General features: G+C 68.4%; 18 protein-coding genes. 11 read left to right on the top strand and 7 right to left on the bottom strand.

All coding sequences use genetic code 11. The features are described 5' to 3' along the window. Nucleotides 1-3: 3 nt before the first annotated feature. Together DQP58_RS11895 and DQP58_RS11890 are read left to right on the top strand one after the other, a co-directional pair. Nucleotides 4-1,152 carry an NAD(P)H-binding protein gene (locus tag DQP58_RS11895; RefSeq protein WP_112708583.1) on the top strand — a complete coding sequence of 383 codons (1,149 nt, stop codon included), beginning with the start codon at nucleotides 4-6 and terminating at the stop codon, nucleotides 1,150-1,152. Next, the gene (locus DQP58_RS11890) at nucleotides 1,149-1,871 is read left to right on the top strand and encodes a CPBP family intramembrane glutamic endopeptidase (RefSeq protein ID WP_112708582.1); all 723 of its coding nucleotides are present in this window, start codon (nucleotides 1,149-1,151) and stop codon (nucleotides 1,869-1,871) included. The genes DQP58_RS11895 and DQP58_RS11890 overlap by 4 nt, the downstream gene beginning before the upstream one ends. On the opposite strand, the gene DQP58_RS11885 is transcribed toward DQP58_RS11890, so the two are convergent. Together DQP58_RS11885 and DQP58_RS11880 are read right to left on the bottom strand one after the other, a co-directional pair. Continuing rightward, entirely contained in the window at nucleotides 1,834-3,216 is a 1,383-nt protein-coding gene (locus DQP58_RS11885; RefSeq protein ID WP_112708581.1) for a DUF2867 domain-containing protein, read from the bottom strand. The genes DQP58_RS11890 and DQP58_RS11885 overlap by 38 nt on opposite strands. Before the next feature lie 90 nt (nucleotides 3,217-3,306). Next, on the bottom strand, nucleotides 3,307-4,119 hold the full coding sequence (locus DQP58_RS11880; protein WP_112708580.1) for an enoyl-CoA hydratase: 813 nt from the start codon (nucleotides 4,117-4,119) through the stop codon (nucleotides 3,307-3,309). Nucleotides 4,120-4,232: 113 nt separating this feature from the next. Here DQP58_RS11880 and DQP58_RS11875 point away from each other — a divergent pair, with 113 nt between their 5' ends. Next, nucleotides 4,233-5,315, top strand: a complete 1,083-nt coding sequence (locus DQP58_RS11875; RefSeq protein WP_112708579.1) for a CaiB/BaiF CoA transferase family protein — start codon at nucleotides 4,233-4,235, stop codon at nucleotides 5,313-5,315. Between the two features lie 49 nt (nucleotides 5,316-5,364). Then, nucleotides 5,365-6,129: a 3-hydroxyacyl-CoA dehydrogenase gene (locus DQP58_RS11870; protein ID WP_112708578.1), complete on the top strand. Its 765-nt coding sequence runs from the start codon at nucleotides 5,365-5,367 to the stop codon at nucleotides 6,127-6,129. A gap of 140 nt (nucleotides 6,130-6,269) precedes the next feature. Here DQP58_RS11870 and DQP58_RS27395 read toward each other — a convergent pair whose 3' ends face one another. Beyond that, entirely contained in the window at nucleotides 6,270-6,392 is a 123-nt protein-coding gene (locus DQP58_RS27395) for a hypothetical protein (protein ID WP_112708577.1), read from the bottom strand. A 311-nt stretch (nucleotides 6,393-6,703) separates the two neighbouring features. On the opposite strand from DQP58_RS27395, the gene DQP58_RS11855 reads away from it, so the two are divergent. Further along, complete coding sequence (locus tag DQP58_RS11855; protein WP_112708575.1) at nucleotides 6,704-9,049, top strand: MMPL family transporter; 2,346 nt, start codon at nucleotides 6,704-6,706, stop codon at nucleotides 9,047-9,049. Nucleotides 9,050-9,114: 65 nt separating this feature from the next. Then, nucleotides 9,115-9,744, top strand: coding sequence for a class I SAM-dependent methyltransferase (locus DQP58_RS11850; RefSeq protein ID WP_112708574.1), 630 nt, complete (start codon nucleotides 9,115-9,117; stop codon nucleotides 9,742-9,744). 13 nt (nucleotides 9,745-9,757) lie between these two features. Here DQP58_RS11850 and DQP58_RS11845 read toward each other — a convergent pair whose 3' ends face one another. Continuing rightward, nucleotides 9,758-10,471, bottom strand: coding sequence for an SIR2 family NAD-dependent protein deacylase (locus DQP58_RS11845; RefSeq protein WP_112708573.1), 714 nt, complete (start codon nucleotides 10,469-10,471; stop codon nucleotides 9,758-9,760). Between the two features lie 37 nt (nucleotides 10,472-10,508). Here DQP58_RS11845 and DQP58_RS11840 point away from each other — a divergent pair, with 37 nt between their 5' ends. Next, nucleotides 10,509-10,874, top strand: coding sequence for a GntR family transcriptional regulator (locus DQP58_RS11840; RefSeq protein WP_066868705.1), 366 nt, complete (start codon nucleotides 10,509-10,511; stop codon nucleotides 10,872-10,874). Between the two features lie 46 nt (nucleotides 10,875-10,920). On the opposite strand, the gene DQP58_RS11835 is transcribed toward DQP58_RS11840, so the two are convergent. Further along, nucleotides 10,921-11,442: a DUF1697 domain-containing protein gene (locus DQP58_RS11835; RefSeq protein WP_112708572.1), complete on the bottom strand. Its 522-nt coding sequence runs from the start codon at nucleotides 11,440-11,442 to the stop codon at nucleotides 10,921-10,923. A 74-nt stretch (nucleotides 11,443-11,516) separates the two neighbouring features. On the opposite strand from DQP58_RS11835, the gene DQP58_RS11830 reads away from it, so the two are divergent. Continuing rightward, nucleotides 11,517-11,960, top strand: a complete 444-nt coding sequence (locus DQP58_RS11830; protein WP_112708571.1) for a PPOX class F420-dependent oxidoreductase — start codon at nucleotides 11,517-11,519, stop codon at nucleotides 11,958-11,960. Between the two features lie 49 nt (nucleotides 11,961-12,009). Then, complete coding sequence (locus DQP58_RS11825; RefSeq protein ID WP_066868699.1) at nucleotides 12,010-12,231, top strand: DUF5302 domain-containing protein; 222 nt, start codon at nucleotides 12,010-12,012, stop codon at nucleotides 12,229-12,231. Nucleotides 12,232-12,269: 38 nt separating this feature from the next. On the opposite strand, the gene DQP58_RS11820 is transcribed toward DQP58_RS11825, so the two are convergent. After that, on the bottom strand, nucleotides 12,270-12,803 hold the full coding sequence (locus tag DQP58_RS11820; protein WP_112708570.1) for a nuclear transport factor 2 family protein: 534 nt from the start codon (nucleotides 12,801-12,803) through the stop codon (nucleotides 12,270-12,272). Nucleotides 12,804-12,889: 86 nt separating this feature from the next. On the opposite strand from DQP58_RS11820, the gene DQP58_RS11815 reads away from it, so the two are divergent. Together DQP58_RS11815 and DQP58_RS11810 are read left to right on the top strand one after the other, a co-directional pair. Continuing rightward, nucleotides 12,890-13,477 (top strand): HhH-GPD-type base excision DNA repair protein, encoded by a 588-nt coding sequence (locus tag DQP58_RS11815; protein WP_112708569.1) that lies wholly within the window; start codon nucleotides 12,890-12,892, stop codon nucleotides 13,475-13,477. 28 nt (nucleotides 13,478-13,505) lie between these two features. Then, on the top strand, nucleotides 13,506-13,652 hold the full coding sequence (locus DQP58_RS11810; RefSeq protein ID WP_007169078.1) for a hypothetical protein: 147 nt from the start codon (nucleotides 13,506-13,508) through the stop codon (nucleotides 13,650-13,652). Between the two features lie 63 nt (nucleotides 13,653-13,715). Here DQP58_RS11810 and DQP58_RS11805 read toward each other — a convergent pair. Beyond that, nucleotides 13,716-14,101 (bottom strand): Rv1157c family protein (locus DQP58_RS11805; RefSeq protein ID WP_430915919.1); only part of this gene is annotated, 386 nt, incomplete at its 5' end.

Genomic DNA, 14,101 nt, shown 5'->3' with positions numbered 1-14,101 from the left:
GGTATGCAGGCTCTGGTCACCGGTGCCACCGGTTATGTGGGATCACGCCTGGTCACCGCGCTGCTGGCCAATCAGCATCAGGTGGCGGCCGCGACTCGAAACCCGGCGCGGCTCAAGCGCTTCGGCTGGTTCGACGACGTCAAGCCGGTGAAACTGGATGCCGCCGACCCCGCGTCGCTGGCGTCGGCGTTCGCCGGTTGCGGGCCCGTCGACGTGGCGTATTACCTGGTGCACGCGATCGGTCAGCCGGGTTTTCGCGATGCGGACAAGACCGCGGCGGCGAACTTCGCGGCGGCGGCCCGCGACGCCGGGGTGCGGCGCATCGTCTACCTGGGCGGCTTCGTGCCCGCCGACGAAGACCTGTCCGAGCACTTGGCAAGCCGGGCCGAGGTGGCCGAGGCGCTCACCCTCCCGGACGGCCCGGAGCTGGTGTGGCTGGGCGCGGCGATCATCATCGGTGCCGGCTCGACGTCGTTCGAGATGATGCGCTACGTCGGCGACCGGTTCCCGCTGATCCCCATCCCGAGCTGGATGGACAACCCGATCGACCCCATCTCCATCCGCGACGTGCTGCACTACCTCGTCGCCGCGGCCGACCGGGACTTGGTGCCCGCCGGGGCATACGACATCGCCGGCCCCGAGACCACGTCCTACCGCGACCTGCTCAAGGCGTACGCGCGCGTCTCCGGGCGCTGGCACACCGGACTGCCGGTCGGCAGGATCGACACCACCTTGGCGTCGCTGATCACCGGCGTCGCGCTGCCGGTGCCGCACGGGCTGGCGGGGGATCTGGTCGAATCGCTGGACCACCCGATGGTGGCCTCCGCCAGCGGCCTGCGCGATCGGGTTCCCGACCCGCCCGGGGGCCTGCTGGGCATCGACGAATCCATGGCCCTGGCCCTGGCCGGCCAGTACAAGCACCGGCCGCGTCCGGTCAATGCGCTGGCCGACCCGCACCACCTCGCCAACACCGATCCCGCCTGGGCGGGTGGCGACGCGCTGCGCATCCGCCGACTCGCCCGTCGGGTCACCCCATCCGTCGTGCGGCCGACCCTGGGCCTGGTGAACAGGGTCCCCGGCCCGGTGGCCGGAGCGGTGCGCACCGGCCTCGACCTCCTGATTGCCCTGACTCCGAAGGTGCGTCCCGCATGAGCCAGTCGACGAGCCCGTACCACACCGACGTCTTCACCGAGTTCCGGCGTGCGATCACCAATGTTGCTGTGCCACATAATGAATCGCCCGGGGTGGTGCGGCGCCGGCGGGTCATTGTGGCCATCACGGTGGTCATCGGGGCCGGCGTGCTCGGGTTCTCGTTGCGGCGCCATCCGGGGGATGCAAGCTTTTACTGGCTGACGCTGGTGCTGGCGGCGGTGTGGACCGCGGGAGCGTTGGTCTCCGGCCCGCTGCATCTGGGCGGCATCTGCTGGCGGGGCCGAAATCAGCGGCCGGTCATCACCGGCACCGGGGTCGGCCTGCTGGTGGGTGGGGCGTTCATCGTAGGCGGGCTGATCGTTCGCCAGATCACTCCCGTGGCGGAGTTGATCACCCGGGTACTGCTCTACGCCCACCACGGCTGGTATCCGGTGATCGTGGCGATCACGCTGGTCAACGGCGTCGCGGAGGAAGTCTTCTTTCGCGGGGCGCTCTACACGGCACTGGGCCGATATCACCCCGTGCTGATCTCGACCGTCCTTTATACGTGCGCGACGCTGGCCAGCGGCAACCCGATGCTCGGCTTCGCCGCGATCATCTTGGGGACGGTGTGCGCGTTCGAGCGCCGGGCCACCGGGGGTGTCCTGGCCCCGATGCTCACCCACTTGGTGTGGGGGCTGATCATGGTTCTCGTGCTGCCCCCGATGTTCGGCGTCTGACCTGACTATCCGCGGACGCGACGACGTCGCGGGCAAAAGCGCGCATCGCGGCGGCATGGGCGGGCCGAACGAACAGCCAGTACACCCGCCCGGGTAGGCCCCTGGGCAAAAAAGTAGATCGCTGGGTATAGCCGGCGCCGCCGCCGTCTTGGCCGGTGATCGCAATCTCGAGCCACTCGCGTCCCGGAGCTCGCTTGGTGGAACGCAACCGCAGCAGGGTTCCCGCCGTGCGTTCCTCGACCTGCCAGTCGGCGGCGCGCGAGTTCACGACGCCCTCCACCACCGACCAGAGCTCGCCGGGCTCGGCGGCGGTCGTGGCGGTTCGAACATCGGTGTAGACGATCTCGCCTGCCCAGTTCGGGTCCGTCGGCAGCGGGTCGGCCGGCTCGGACCCCAGCGACGACCAGGACGCATCGGGCAGGCCGCGGCTGGCGCGGTGCAGCGCCAGCTCGACCGCGCGACGGTAGCCCGTCAGCCCGCCCGGCGGCGGCGCTATGACGCCGTCGATGTCCGCATTGCGCATCACCGCATCGCATTCCAGCGATTCGACCAGCGGCCGCGCCAGCCCGGACGGAATCGGGGTCACGGTGCCCACCCAGAGGCTGGCGATCGCCGGGGTCAGGAACGGCAGCACGAACAGGTAGCGCCTGCTCAACCCCGCGACCTCGGCGTAGACCCGCATCATGTCGCCGTATTCCAGCACGTCGGGGCCGCCGATATCCCAGGTGCGCGACGTCGGGACCGGGGCGGTCGCCGCAGCGGCCAGGTAGTACAGCACGTCGCGCACCGCGATCGGCTGGATCTTGTTGTGCACCCATTTCGGCGTGGTCATCACCGGTAACCGGTCGGTGAGGTGCCGGATCATCTCGAACGACGCCGACCCCGAGCCGATGACCACCCCGGCCTGCAACACCACGGCCTCGATGCCGGAGTCGATCAGCGCGTCCCCGACCGCCTTGCGCGACGCGAGATGCGGTGAGAGATCACTCTTTTCGGGGTGCAGCCCGCTCAGGTACACCACGCGCCGCACCCCGGCGCGCCGCGCGGCCGTCACGACGTTGCCGACGGCGCGGGTTTCCTCGGCGGCGAAATCCTTGGAGCTGCCCATCGAATGGACGAGGTAGTACACCACGTCGATGCCGTCGAACGCGGTGATCAGTGAATCGACGTCAGCGAGGTCCCCGCGCGCGACCTCCGCGCGTTGTCGCCACGGCACCTGCGCCAGCTTGTCGGGGTTGCGCGCCAGCGCACGGACGCGATGCCCCTCGTCGAGCAGCCGGGGCACCAGGCGCCCGCCGATGTAGCCGGTCGCTCCGGTCACCAGGCACCGCACCTGTTCGGGCATCGATCCTCCGTCGTTCGTCAGCGAGTCTGACGGAGAGGATTACCGCATCACAGGCGGATTAAGCGTTGCGGCCGATCAGCGCCACAACTTTCAGCGATCGGTGAAGTTGGCGGCGCGCCGCTGCTGGAAGGCCGATGCGCCCTCGACGAAGTCGGGGGATTTCAGCAGCACCGATTGCCCGTCGAACTCGCGTTGCAGGGCGGGGTCCAACTGGGTCAGCGTGGCCGCGTTGATGGCCAGCTTGGTCTTGGCGAAGGCCACCGCCGGACCACCCAGCAGCCGCGCGATGACCTTGTCCACCTCGGCGTCGAAATCGTTGGCCGGGTAGACCGCGGTGACCAGCCCCCACGACAACGCCTCGGCGGCCGTCAACCGTTCGGGAAGCAGCGCCATCTGCATGGCCCGGATGCGGCCGACCGCTGCCGCCACCAACGCCGACGCTCCGCCGTCGGGCATCAACCCGATCTTGGTGAAGGCGAGCATGAAAAACGCGCTCTCCGAAGCCAATACGACGTCACAGGCCAGGGCGATGGAGACGCCGACGCCCGCCGCGGGTCCCTGAACCACGGCGACCACCGGGTGCGGCAGCGCGGTGATCGCGCGCACCAGCCGGTTGATCTCGAGGATGATCTCGTCCGGTGGGACGCCGCCGCCGTCGGAAACGTCTTCGGCGCTGATGCCCGCCCCGGAGCTGAAGCCGCGTCCGGCGCCGCCGATGCGCACCACCTTGACTTCGGGGTCGGTGCCCGCGTGCTCCAACGCGTCCGCGATTCCGGTGATCACCGGAATGGTCAGCGAATTCAGGCTGTCGGGCCGGTTGATGGTCACCGACAACACGCCGTCGGACAGCGTGACGTCAAGGCCCGCGACGGGGGCGAGGGTGGCGATCGCGGATGAAGGCATGGGCTCACCATAAGTGACCGGGGTGCGCGGCCCTCCGGCGCGGCTGCGAAGATGTCGAACGACCGGTTGTTTGGTAGCGAACGGCGTCAGAGCGGACGAAAGGTCGGTGGATCGTGGCTGGACCGTTGAAGGGACTGCGTGTTGTCGAGCTGGCCGGCATCGGCCCCGGCCCACACGCCGCGATGATCCTGGGGGACCTGGGCGCCGACGTGGTGCGCATCGACCGCCCCTCATCAGGTCCCGGGGGCGTCGCGAAGGACGCCATGATGCGCAACCGGCGGGTGGTGACCGCCGACCTGAAATCCGACGAAGGCCGCGGCCTCGTCCTCAAGCTGATCGCCAAGGCCGACGTGCTGATCGAGGGCTACCGCCCGGGCGTCACCGAGCGGCTCGGCCTGGGCCCCGACGACTGCGCGAAGGTCAACGACCGGCTGGTGTACGCGCGGATGACCGGCTGGGGCCAGACCGGCCCGCGCAGCCAGCAGGCGGGTCACGACATCAACTACATCTCGCTGAACGGCATCCTGCACTCCATCGGCCGGGCCAACGAACGGCCGGTCCCGCCGCTGAACCTGGTCGGTGACTTCGGCGGCGGTTCGATGTTCTTGCTGCTCGGCATCCTGTCCGCGCTGTGGGAACGCCAGACCTCGGGCAAGGGGCAGGTCGTCGACGCCGCGATGGTCGACGGCTCCAGCGTGCTGGTCCAGATGATGTGGCAGATGCGGGCCTCGGGCATGTGGACCGACGCGCGCGGCACCAACCTGCTCGACGGCGGCGCACCCTACTACGACACCTACGAGTGCGCCGACGGTCGCTACGTCGCCGTCGGCGCCATCGAGCCGCAGTTCTACGCCGCCATGCTGACCGGGCTCGGCCTGGACGGCGCCGACCTGCCCGGGCAGAACGACGTCGGCCGCTGGCCCGAACTGCGGGCCGCGCTGACCGAGAAGTTCGCCAGTGCCGACCGCGACCACTGGGCCAAGGTGTTCGCCGACTCCGACGCGTGCGTGACACCGGTGCTGGCCTTCGGCGAGGTGCAGACCGAACCGCACATCACCGAGCGGAACACCTTCTACGAAGTCAACGGCGGCCTGCAGCCGCTGCCGGCGCCGCGGTTCTCCCGCACCGCGCCGGAGACACCGCGCCCCGCGGCGCCGGTGACCGACGCCGAATCCGTACTCAACGACTGGGTATAGTCCCAACCAACCAGTTGGCTGGAATCCAGGGAATCAGGGAAGGACTCGAATGGAGATCAAAGACGCCGTTGCCGTCGTCACCGGGGGAGCGTCGGGCCTGGGCCTGGCCACCACCAAGCGACTGCTCGACCGCGGTGCCCAGGTAGTGGTCATCGACCTGCGCGGCGAAGAAGCGGTCCGCGAGCTGGGGGAGCGCGCGCGCTTCGTCGAGGCCGACGTCACCGATGAGGCCGCCGTCGGCAAGGCGCTGGACGCCGCAGAATCGATGGGCACGCTGCGCATCAACGTCAACTGCGCCGGCATCGGCAACGCCATCAAGACGCTGTCGAAGGACGGGCCGTTCCCGCTGGACGGGTTCAAGAAGGTGGTCGGGGTCAACCTGATCGGCACTTTCAACGTGCTGCGGCTGGCCGCCGAGCGGATCGCCAAGACCGAGCCGATCGGCCCCGAAGCAAGCCCAGAGCGTGGCGTCATCATCAACACCGCCTCGGTCGCCGCGTTCGAAGGCCAGATCGGTCAGGCCGCCTACTCGGCGTCCAAGGGCGGCGTGGTCGGCATGACCCTGCCGATCGCGCGCGACCTGTCCCGCGAGCTCATTCGCGTGGTCACCATCGCGCCGGGGCTGTTCAAGACCCCACTGCTGGGTTCGCTGCCCGAGGAGGCGCAGAAGTCGCTCGGCAAGCAGGTGCCCCACCCCGCCCGGCTGGGCGACCCCGACGAGTACGGCGCGCTGGCCGTCCACATCGTGGAGAACCCGATGCTCAACGGCGAGGTCATCCGCCTGGATGGCGCCATTCGCATGGCGCCCCGCTGAGCCGTAACGCGTTCAGCAAGACGAAAGCCCCCCGCATCGGCGGGGGGCTTTCATTACCAGGCTCAATGATTACTTACGGAACCATCGACTGACGTTGGGTTCGGCCATCAATAGGCGTGCGAGCATGCTCATGGCCGGCCTCAGCTCGCGGCTTGCAGTTCTTCGAACTGCTCCGAGGTCTCGCCTTCCACCAGGACGTCGCCGTGGTAAAGGGCATCGAAGTCAACTTTGATGACGTCGGCACTTGTGTCGTCGATCCACATGACACTGAGCGTATGGGCCACCATTAAGGAATCTTTGAGTCACGATTCGGAAAATCTTGGCAATTTACCGGCGGGTAGGTTGACCGGCGGCTGCGCCACGATCTGGCCCGTGAGCTGCTTAGTTACGGCACATTTTTCTGGCCGGACTCTTACTGTCGGCGCGGTTTAAAACGCGGCATTGAACGGTTCAGCCGGTCGCTTCCGTGTTTAGGGCGGAACACTGTTTGACGCGTGGAAATTAGCGTTTGTTACGTTGTCGCCGACAAGCCAGCGGCCAGCGCAACGGGGCACCGGCAGCGGAAGGGCTCGAAATGCTGCGAAGAATCGCCCGAGTCGCCATCAGGGCGCCCCGCCGCATCCTCGCGACCGGTGTGCTGGTCTTCATCGCCGCCGCGATCTTCGGCGTCCCCGTCGCCAAGAGCCTGTCGCCGGGCGGTTTCCAGGACCCGGACTCCGAGTCGGCCCACGCCATCGGCGTGTTGAGCGACAAATTCGGCCAGAGCGGCCAGCAGGTGCTGATCCTGGTGACCGCCCCGGGCGGCAGCGACAGCGAGCAGGCCCGCAAGGTGGGCACCGACCTCGTCGACCAGCTGCAACGGTCCCCGCTGGTCTACAACGTCTCCTCGCCGTGGACCGCCCCGCCCCAGGCCGCGGCCGACCTGGTGAGCCGCGACGGCAAGTCCGGGCTCGTCGTGGTCAACCTCAAAGGCGGCGAGAACTACGCCCAAAGCAACGCCCAGACGCTGGCCGACCAATACATCCACGACCGCGACGGCGTGACCGTGCGCGCCGGCGGCGCGGCGATGCAGTACGCGCAGATCAACACGCAGAACCAGGCCGACCTGCTGGTGATGGAGATGATCGCGCTGCCGCTGAGCTTCCTGGTGCTGATCTGGGTGTTCGGCGGGCTGCTGGCCGCGGCGTTACCGATGGCGCTGGGCGCGCTGGCCGTCGTCGGCTCGATGTCGGTGCTGCGCCTCATCACCTTCAACACCGAAGTGTCGATCTTCGCCCTCAACCTGAGCACCGCCCTTGGCCTGGCCCTGGCGATCGACTACACCCTGCTGATCGTCAGCCGCTACCGCGACGAATTGGCCGAGGGTCACGACCGGGAGCAAGCGCTCATCCGGACCATGGCCGCCTCCGGGCGCACCGTGCTGTTCTCCGCGGTCACCGTGGCGTTGTCGATGTCGGCGACGGTGGCGTTCCCGATGTACTTCCTCAAGTCGTTCGCCTACGCCGGCGTGGCGACCGTCGCCTTCGTCGCGGCCGCCTCGATCGTGCTCACCCCGGCCGCGATCGTGCTGTTGGGCCCGCGGCTGGACGCGCTCGACGTGCGCCGGTTCTTGCGGCGAACGTTGCTTAACAAGAAGGGCCCGGAACCGGTGCACAAGCCCGTCGAGCAACTGTTCTGGTACCGGTCCACCAAGTTCGTGATGCGTCGCTGGGCCCCGATCGGGCTGACGGTCGTGGCGCTGCTGTTGCTGCTCGGATATCCGTTCTTGCGTGTGACCTGGGGCTTCCCCGACGACCGGGTGCTGCCGCCGTCGGCGTCGGCGCATCAGGTCGGTGATCGGCTGCGCAACGACTTCGCACACGACTCGGCGACGTCGGTGCCCGTCGTCATCCCCGACGCCATCGACCTGAACCCCACGGACCTCGACTCCTACGCCGCCGCGCTGTCCCTGGTCGCCGACGTGTCGTCGGTGTCCGCCCCCGGCGGCACCTTCGCTGCGGGCAACCGGGTGGGACCGCCGGCCGGGCCCACCGGGCTGGCCGGCGGCAGCGCCTTTCTGACCGTCAGCAGCACCGCGTCGCTGTTCTCGGCGGCGAACGACGCCCAGCTCCGACGGTTGCACGAGGTGCCCGGACCCGCGGGCCGATCCGTCGAGATGGGCGGGGTGGCACAGGTCAACCGCGACAGCGTCGACGCCGTGACCGACCGGCTGCCGCTGGTGCTCGGGCTGATGGCGGCGATCACCTTCGTGTTGCTGTTCCTGCTCACCGGCAGCGTGCTGCTGCCGGTCAAGGCGCTGGCCTGCAATTTCCTGTCATTGACGGCGGCGTTCGGCGCGCTGGTGTGGATCTTCCAGGACGGCCACCTCGGCGCGCTCGGCACCACGCCCAGCGGGACGCTGGTGGCCAACATGCCGGTGCTGCTGTTCTGCATCGCCTTCGGGCTGTCCATGGACTACGAGGTCTTCCTGCTCTCCCGGATCCGCGAGTACTGGCTGGCGTCCGGCGCCGCCCGGCCGGCGAGGCCGACCGCGAAGCAGGCCCACGCCGCCAACGACGAAAGCGTGGCGCTCGGCGTCGCCCGCACCGGCCGGGTGATCACCGCGGCCGCGTTGGTGATGTCGATGTCCTTCGCCGCGCTGATCGCGGCGCACGTCTCGTTCATGCGAATGTTCGGCCTCGGCCTGACGCTCGCCGTGTTCGCCGACGCCACCCTGGTGCGGATGGTGGTCGTGCCGGCCTTCATGCACGTGATGGGCCGGTGGAATTGGTGGGCGCCCAAACCCCTGGCGTGGCTGCACGACCGGTTCGGCATCAGCGAGGGAGCGGCCGCCGAAACCGGGGATCATCTCGGGCCGGTGCCGGAGCCCGTCGAGCTGCCGGCGCCGGTGGTCGCCGAGCCGGTACCCAATATCGGTTAACGCCGACCGTCGGGTCGTGGGGAACCTATTGTGGGGCGCAAGCGAGTCGGAAGGTTCACAACGGTATGACAACGGTGGTCGACAACCCCTTCTTCGCGCGGGTCTGGCCGGTCGTCGCCACCCATGAAGCCGAGGCGATCCGGGCGATGCGCCGGGAGAATCTGGCCGGCCTGTCGGGTCGCGTGCTCGAAGTCGGCGCGGGCATCGGCACCAACTTTCCCCACTACCCGGACTCGGTCGACGAGGTGATCGCGGTGGAACCCGAACCGCGGCTGGCCGCGCAGGCCCGCGCCGCGGCGCAGGCCGTTCCCCTCCGCGTTGTCGTCACCGGCGAGACGGTCGAGGCGTTCAGCGGCGCCGAGCCGTTCGACGCGGTGGTGTGCTCGCTGGTGTTGTGCTCGGTCCGCGATCCCGAAAGCGTTCTGCGGCGGTTGTTTTCGCTGTTGCGGCCGGGCGGGGAGCTGCGCTATCTGGAGCACATCGCCAGTGCCGGTGCGCGGGGCCGCTTTCAGCGTTTCGTCGATGCGACGGTGTGGCCGCGGCTGTTCGGCAACTGCCACACCCATCGGGACACCGAGCGCTCGATCGTCGAGGCGGGCTTCGAAGTCGACACGTCGCGGCGGGAGTTCACGTTGCCGGCCTGGGCGCCGATGCCGGTCTCGGAGTTGCTGCTCGGCCGCGCGCGCCGGCCCTGACCGGCCGGCCCGATCAGTTCAGCAGGGCCGGTAGCCGCTGCAACAACCCGGGCAGCGCCCGGCTGGCCGTCTCGCGCATGCTGATCGTCACGCTGCCCGACAGCGGAGTGACCTCGGGATTGACCTCGATGACGGCGGTGCCGCGCGACAGCGCCAACTCGGCCAGCCCGGCCGCCGGATACACGATCGCCGAGGTGCCGACCACCACCATCACGTCGGCGGCCTCGGTCGCCTCGACCGCGCGCCGCCACGGCTCGTCGGGCAGCTGTTCGCCGAACCACACGATGTCGGGTCTGATCAGGCCGCCGCAGCGGCACACCGGGGGCTCCACCTCCAGCGCCGGTTCGGCCATCGCGGGCAGCGCCCCTGAGTAGGCCATACCGCAACTCGCGCAACGGAATTCGAACAGGCTGCCGTGCAGGTGGTGCACCGACCGGCTGCCCGCGCGCTCGTGCAGGTCGTCGACGTTCTGGGTGATGACGCTGACCTGGGCGTCGTCCTGCCAGGCGGCGATGGCTCGATGGCCCGCGTTCGGTTGGACATCGGCGACCAGATAGTGGCGCCACAGATACCAGCCCCACACCCGTTGCGGATTGTCGCGCCAGCCCTGCGTGCTGGACAGCTCGTAAGGGTCGAAGCGGGCCCACAATCCGTTCTTGTCATCGCGAAAGGTCGGCACACCGCTCTCCGCGGAGATACCCGCGCCGCTGAGCACCGCTACCCGCATCCCACCAAGATAGCCGGGGTTGGGGGATACTGAACGGGTGGAGCTCGGTGACTGGTTGAAGGTCGACATGAAGGCGGGAAAGCCGTTGTTCGACCAACTGCGCACGCAGGTCATCGAGGGAGTTCGGGAGGGCGCGTTGCCGCCCGGCACGCGTCTGCCCACGGTGCGCGATCTGGCCGGCCAGCTCGGCGTCGCCGTCAACACCGTGGCGCGCGCCTACCGCGAGCTGGAAACCTCCGCCATCATCGAAACCCGGGGCCGCTTCGGCACTTTCATCGCGCGCTACGACCCGACCGACGCCGCGATGGCGGCCGCGGCCCGCGAATACGTCCGCGTCGCACGCGGACTGGGGTTGGATAAAGCCGATGCGGTGCGCTACATCGAAGCGGTGCCCGACGAGTAAGGCGGGCGTCGAAATCCCCTGCGCCCAGGCGTGTTAGCCTCGCGTCTCAGCGCAACACCTTGTCCAGCGTGCGCAGGTTGCGTGTCGTGGTCGACGACTTGTACCGCGGCTTGCCCATCGTCTTGCCGATGCTGCTGTCCAGCGTGGCGCCCTTGGGGACCTGCCAATAGATCACGCCGTCACCGCGGCGGATCTTCTCGTCGGGACCGGCCTTCTCGCCGAGCGCGGCGAGTTCATCGAGCAATGCCTTATCGGCGACGAACGTGACGTAGGACTGGTAGCCGTCGACCTCGCGCTCGAACGGATAGGCGTCAACCACGGCGCGCACCGTGTCGATGTCATAGGCCAGCACCCACGCGTCGTAGCCGAACCGGTCACGCAACGCGGCCTCGACCTTCTTGCGCACCGACGCCACCCCGGCGGTCGACTCCAGTAGCACGTTGCCGGTGGCCAGGATGGTCCGGACCTGGGTGAACCCGGCGTCGGTCAGCGCCGCCGCCACCTCGGCCATCTTGAGGTTGACGCCCCCGACGTTGACGCCACGCAGGAACGCCGCGTACTTGGTCATGCCCCGATTCCACCAGGTCGGCCGCGCAACGACTATCCCGGGCCGCCCGGCCGGCTGCGACGTAGGCTTTCGTCATGGGACGCCAAGTCTTCGACGACAAATTGCTGGCCTTGATCAGTGGACACTCCCTCGGGGTACTGGCCACCATCAAGCGCGACGGGCGGCCGCAGCTGTCGAACGTGAGCTATCACTTCGACCCGCGCAACATGGTGATCCAGGTGTCGATCACCGAGCCACGCGCCAAGACCCGCAACCTGCGTCGGGACCCACGGGCCTCGATCCTGGTCGACGCCGACGACGGCTGGTCGTATGCCGTCGCCGAGGGCACCGCCGAGCTGACGCCGCCGGCGGCCGCGCCCGACGACGATACGGTGGAGGCGCTGATTGCGTTGTACCGCAACATCGCCGGTGAGCACCCGGACTGGGACGAATATCGGCAAGCCATGGTCACCGACCGGCGGGTGTTGCTGACGCTGCCGATCTCGCATGTCTATGGCATGCCGCCGGGCATGCGCTAGCCGCGCCGCCTGCCCAACCATTTCGGCACACCCGGGCTAGGCTCCCCCTATGGCCGCATCGAATGCCCCGCAAGGTTCAAAGCCGTCGGAGTCGTCGGGGGCCGGATCGCCCGGGTCGGACGACGACACCAAGCGCAAATTCCGTGAAGCCCTGGACCGCAAGATGGCGAAATCCGCGAGCGGCTCCGATCACAAGGACGGCGCCGGCAAGCAAACGCGCGCGCACGGCGCCGTGGGCAACCGCCGGGAATTTCGCCGCAAGAGCGGCTGACGACCCCGGGCCGCGGCGGCCGATTCCCGTTGCCGGATTCAGCCTTGGGGCGCGGTGAACAGGCCGACCGACGGGTCGGCTTGGCCGGGTTGGCCGCGCAGGCTTCCCCGGGTGCTGGGGTGTGCGAAGTTCAGTTGGGACGGGTCGTTCTGGTAGGCCCAATCCGCCACGATGGTGCGTTGTCTGAACTTCCAGCGGCCCTCCTGCCTGGTGTAGCTGTCCAGGTACCGTCCGCCGATGATGACGTCGATGTTGTGTTCGGGGCCGGCGAAGGTGTGGAACACCAGGCAGTAGATTTCGCCGCGGGCCGTGTCGCCGTCCACCACGAAGTTCGTCGTGGTGATGTTGTGTTGCGAGACAAGCACATACGGTTCGGCCGCTTGCAGTTGCGCGATGAACTGCTCGACGCCGCCGTCGGAAAACGAGCCGTGCGAGTCCGTCGCGTCGGGGTGATACAGGCCGCGAAGGGCGGCATAGTCGCCGCGGTCGACGGCTCGGCAATACGCGGTGACGAGCTGATGCAGTTCGTCGCGGTCCAGCATCAGTGCCAACTTGGCCTCATCCACCACCACGCCACGATAACGCGGTGATTGGCGGTGAGTAATCTTGCGACCAATAGCGTCCGCGGTCCCAGGGTGCCTGCGCGAAAGGAAGATCGTTGACGGACAAACTCTGCCTCGCTCAGGATCCCGAGGCCGACAGGCTGCTGGACGAGAGCCCGTTGGCGTTGCTCATCGGGATGGTTCTGGATCAGCAGGTTCCCTTCGAGACGGCGTTCGCCGGACCGAAGAAGATCGCCGACCGGATGGGCAGCTTCCCGCACCTTTCGGCCGCCGATATCGCGGACTACGACCCGGACAAGTTCGCCGCGTTGTGCTCGCAAACCCCTGCGATACACCGCTTTCCGGGGTCGATGGCCAAGCGCATCCAGGCGCTGGCGCAGATCATCGTGGACCGCTACGACGGCGACGCGGCCGGATTGTGGACGGCCGGCGACCCCGACGGGAGCGAGCTGCTGCGGCGGATCAAGGGGTTGCCGGGATTCGGGGACGTGAAGGCCAAGATCTTCTTGGCCCTGCTGGGCAAGCAGTACGGCGTGACGCCGAAGGGCTGGCGCGCCGCGGCGGGGGACTTCGGCCGGGCGGGTTCGCACATCTCCGTCGCCGATATCGTCGATGCCCAGTCGATGGGGAAAGTGCGCGCGTACAAAAAGCAAATGAAAGCGGCAGCCAAAGCGGCGAAGTAGCAGGTCCACAGAAGGGAAGGGCGACAACGTGAAGACACACCTAACGTGTCCGTGCGGCGAAGCCATCGTCGGCAAGGACGAGGACGAACTGGTCGAGTTGACCCAGGCGCACCTCGCCAGCGTTCATCCTGGCCTCGAGTACGACCGCGACGCCATCCTGTTCATGGCGTATTGACGAGAACGCGCGTGCCCCCCGGTCGGGACACGCGCGTTCAAGGCGGTGCGGCGGTGTGGTCTGCTACGGCACCACCGTCGAGCCGATCGTGGGCATGAACTGGCACTGCTTTTCCTTGGTGGTGACCTGCCCGAAGATCGTCGACATGATGCTGCCCGAACCGGTGTCGGCGATCGCGCTCAGCGTCGTCGGCCCCTCCGGGTTGATGTCCGGACGCGGCTTGAGTGCGACGGTCCCCGACTTGCCGGTGGTCAGGTTCACCCAGGTGACGTTCAGCGGCAGCTTCTGCACTTCGGCGGGTCCGGGCGTGCCGACCGCGGTGAACACGTAGGCGGTCTGGCCGGGCCCGGGGCCGGGCAGCGGAATCTTGGCCGGCCCCGCCACCGACAGCGCGGTCGCGATGGCGCTGGTGCCGTCCGCCAGGCAGTTGGTGCCGATGGACGGGTACA

Origin of the sequence: Mycobacterium colombiense, from assembly GCF_003284975.1 — a bacterium.
GTDB lineage: Bacteria > Actinomycetota > Actinomycetes > Mycobacteriales > Mycobacteriaceae > Mycobacterium > Mycobacterium europaeum_A.
This window is presented reverse-complemented; position numbering and strand designations above follow the sequence as displayed.

Excerpts from the sequence above, each read along its gene's own strand:
- DQP58_RS27395 (WP_112708577.1), bottom strand. The coding sequence starts at position 6,392 with ATGTGGATCGACGACACAAGTGCCGACGTCATCAAAGTTGACTTCGAT.
- DQP58_RS11885 (WP_112708581.1), bottom strand. The coding sequence starts at position 3,216 with ATGCCCGAACAGGTGCGGTGCCTGGTGACCGGAGCGACCGGCTACATC.
- DQP58_RS11825 (WP_066868699.1), top strand. The coding sequence starts at position 12,010 with ATGGCCGCATCGAATGCCCCGCAAGGTTCAAAGCCGTCGGAGTCGTCG.
- DQP58_RS11880 (WP_112708580.1), bottom strand. The coding sequence starts at position 4,119 with ATGCCTTCATCCGCGATCGCCACCCTCGCCCCCGTCGCGGGCCTTGAC.
- DQP58_RS11890 (WP_112708582.1), top strand. The coding sequence starts at position 1,149 with ATGAGCCAGTCGACGAGCCCGTACCACACCGACGTCTTCACCGAGTTC.
- DQP58_RS11895 (WP_112708583.1), top strand. The coding sequence starts at position 4 with ATGCAGGCTCTGGTCACCGGTGCCACCGGTTATGTGGGATCACGCCTG.
- DQP58_RS11870 (WP_112708578.1), top strand. The coding sequence starts at position 5,365 with ATGGAGATCAAAGACGCCGTTGCCGTCGTCACCGGGGGAGCGTCGGGC.
- DQP58_RS11850 (WP_112708574.1), top strand. The coding sequence starts at position 9,115 with ATGACAACGGTGGTCGACAACCCCTTCTTCGCGCGGGTCTGGCCGGTC.
- DQP58_RS11835 (WP_112708572.1), bottom strand. The coding sequence starts at position 11,442 with ATGACCAAGTACGCGGCGTTCCTGCGTGGCGTCAACGTCGGGGGCGTC.
- DQP58_RS11845 (WP_112708573.1), bottom strand. The coding sequence starts at position 10,471 with ATGCGGGTAGCGGTGCTCAGCGGCGCGGGTATCTCCGCGGAGAGCGGT.
- DQP58_RS11855 (WP_112708575.1), top strand. The coding sequence starts at position 6,704 with ATGCTGCGAAGAATCGCCCGAGTCGCCATCAGGGCGCCCCGCCGCATC.
- DQP58_RS11830 (WP_112708571.1), top strand. The coding sequence starts at position 11,517 with ATGGGACGCCAAGTCTTCGACGACAAATTGCTGGCCTTGATCAGTGGA.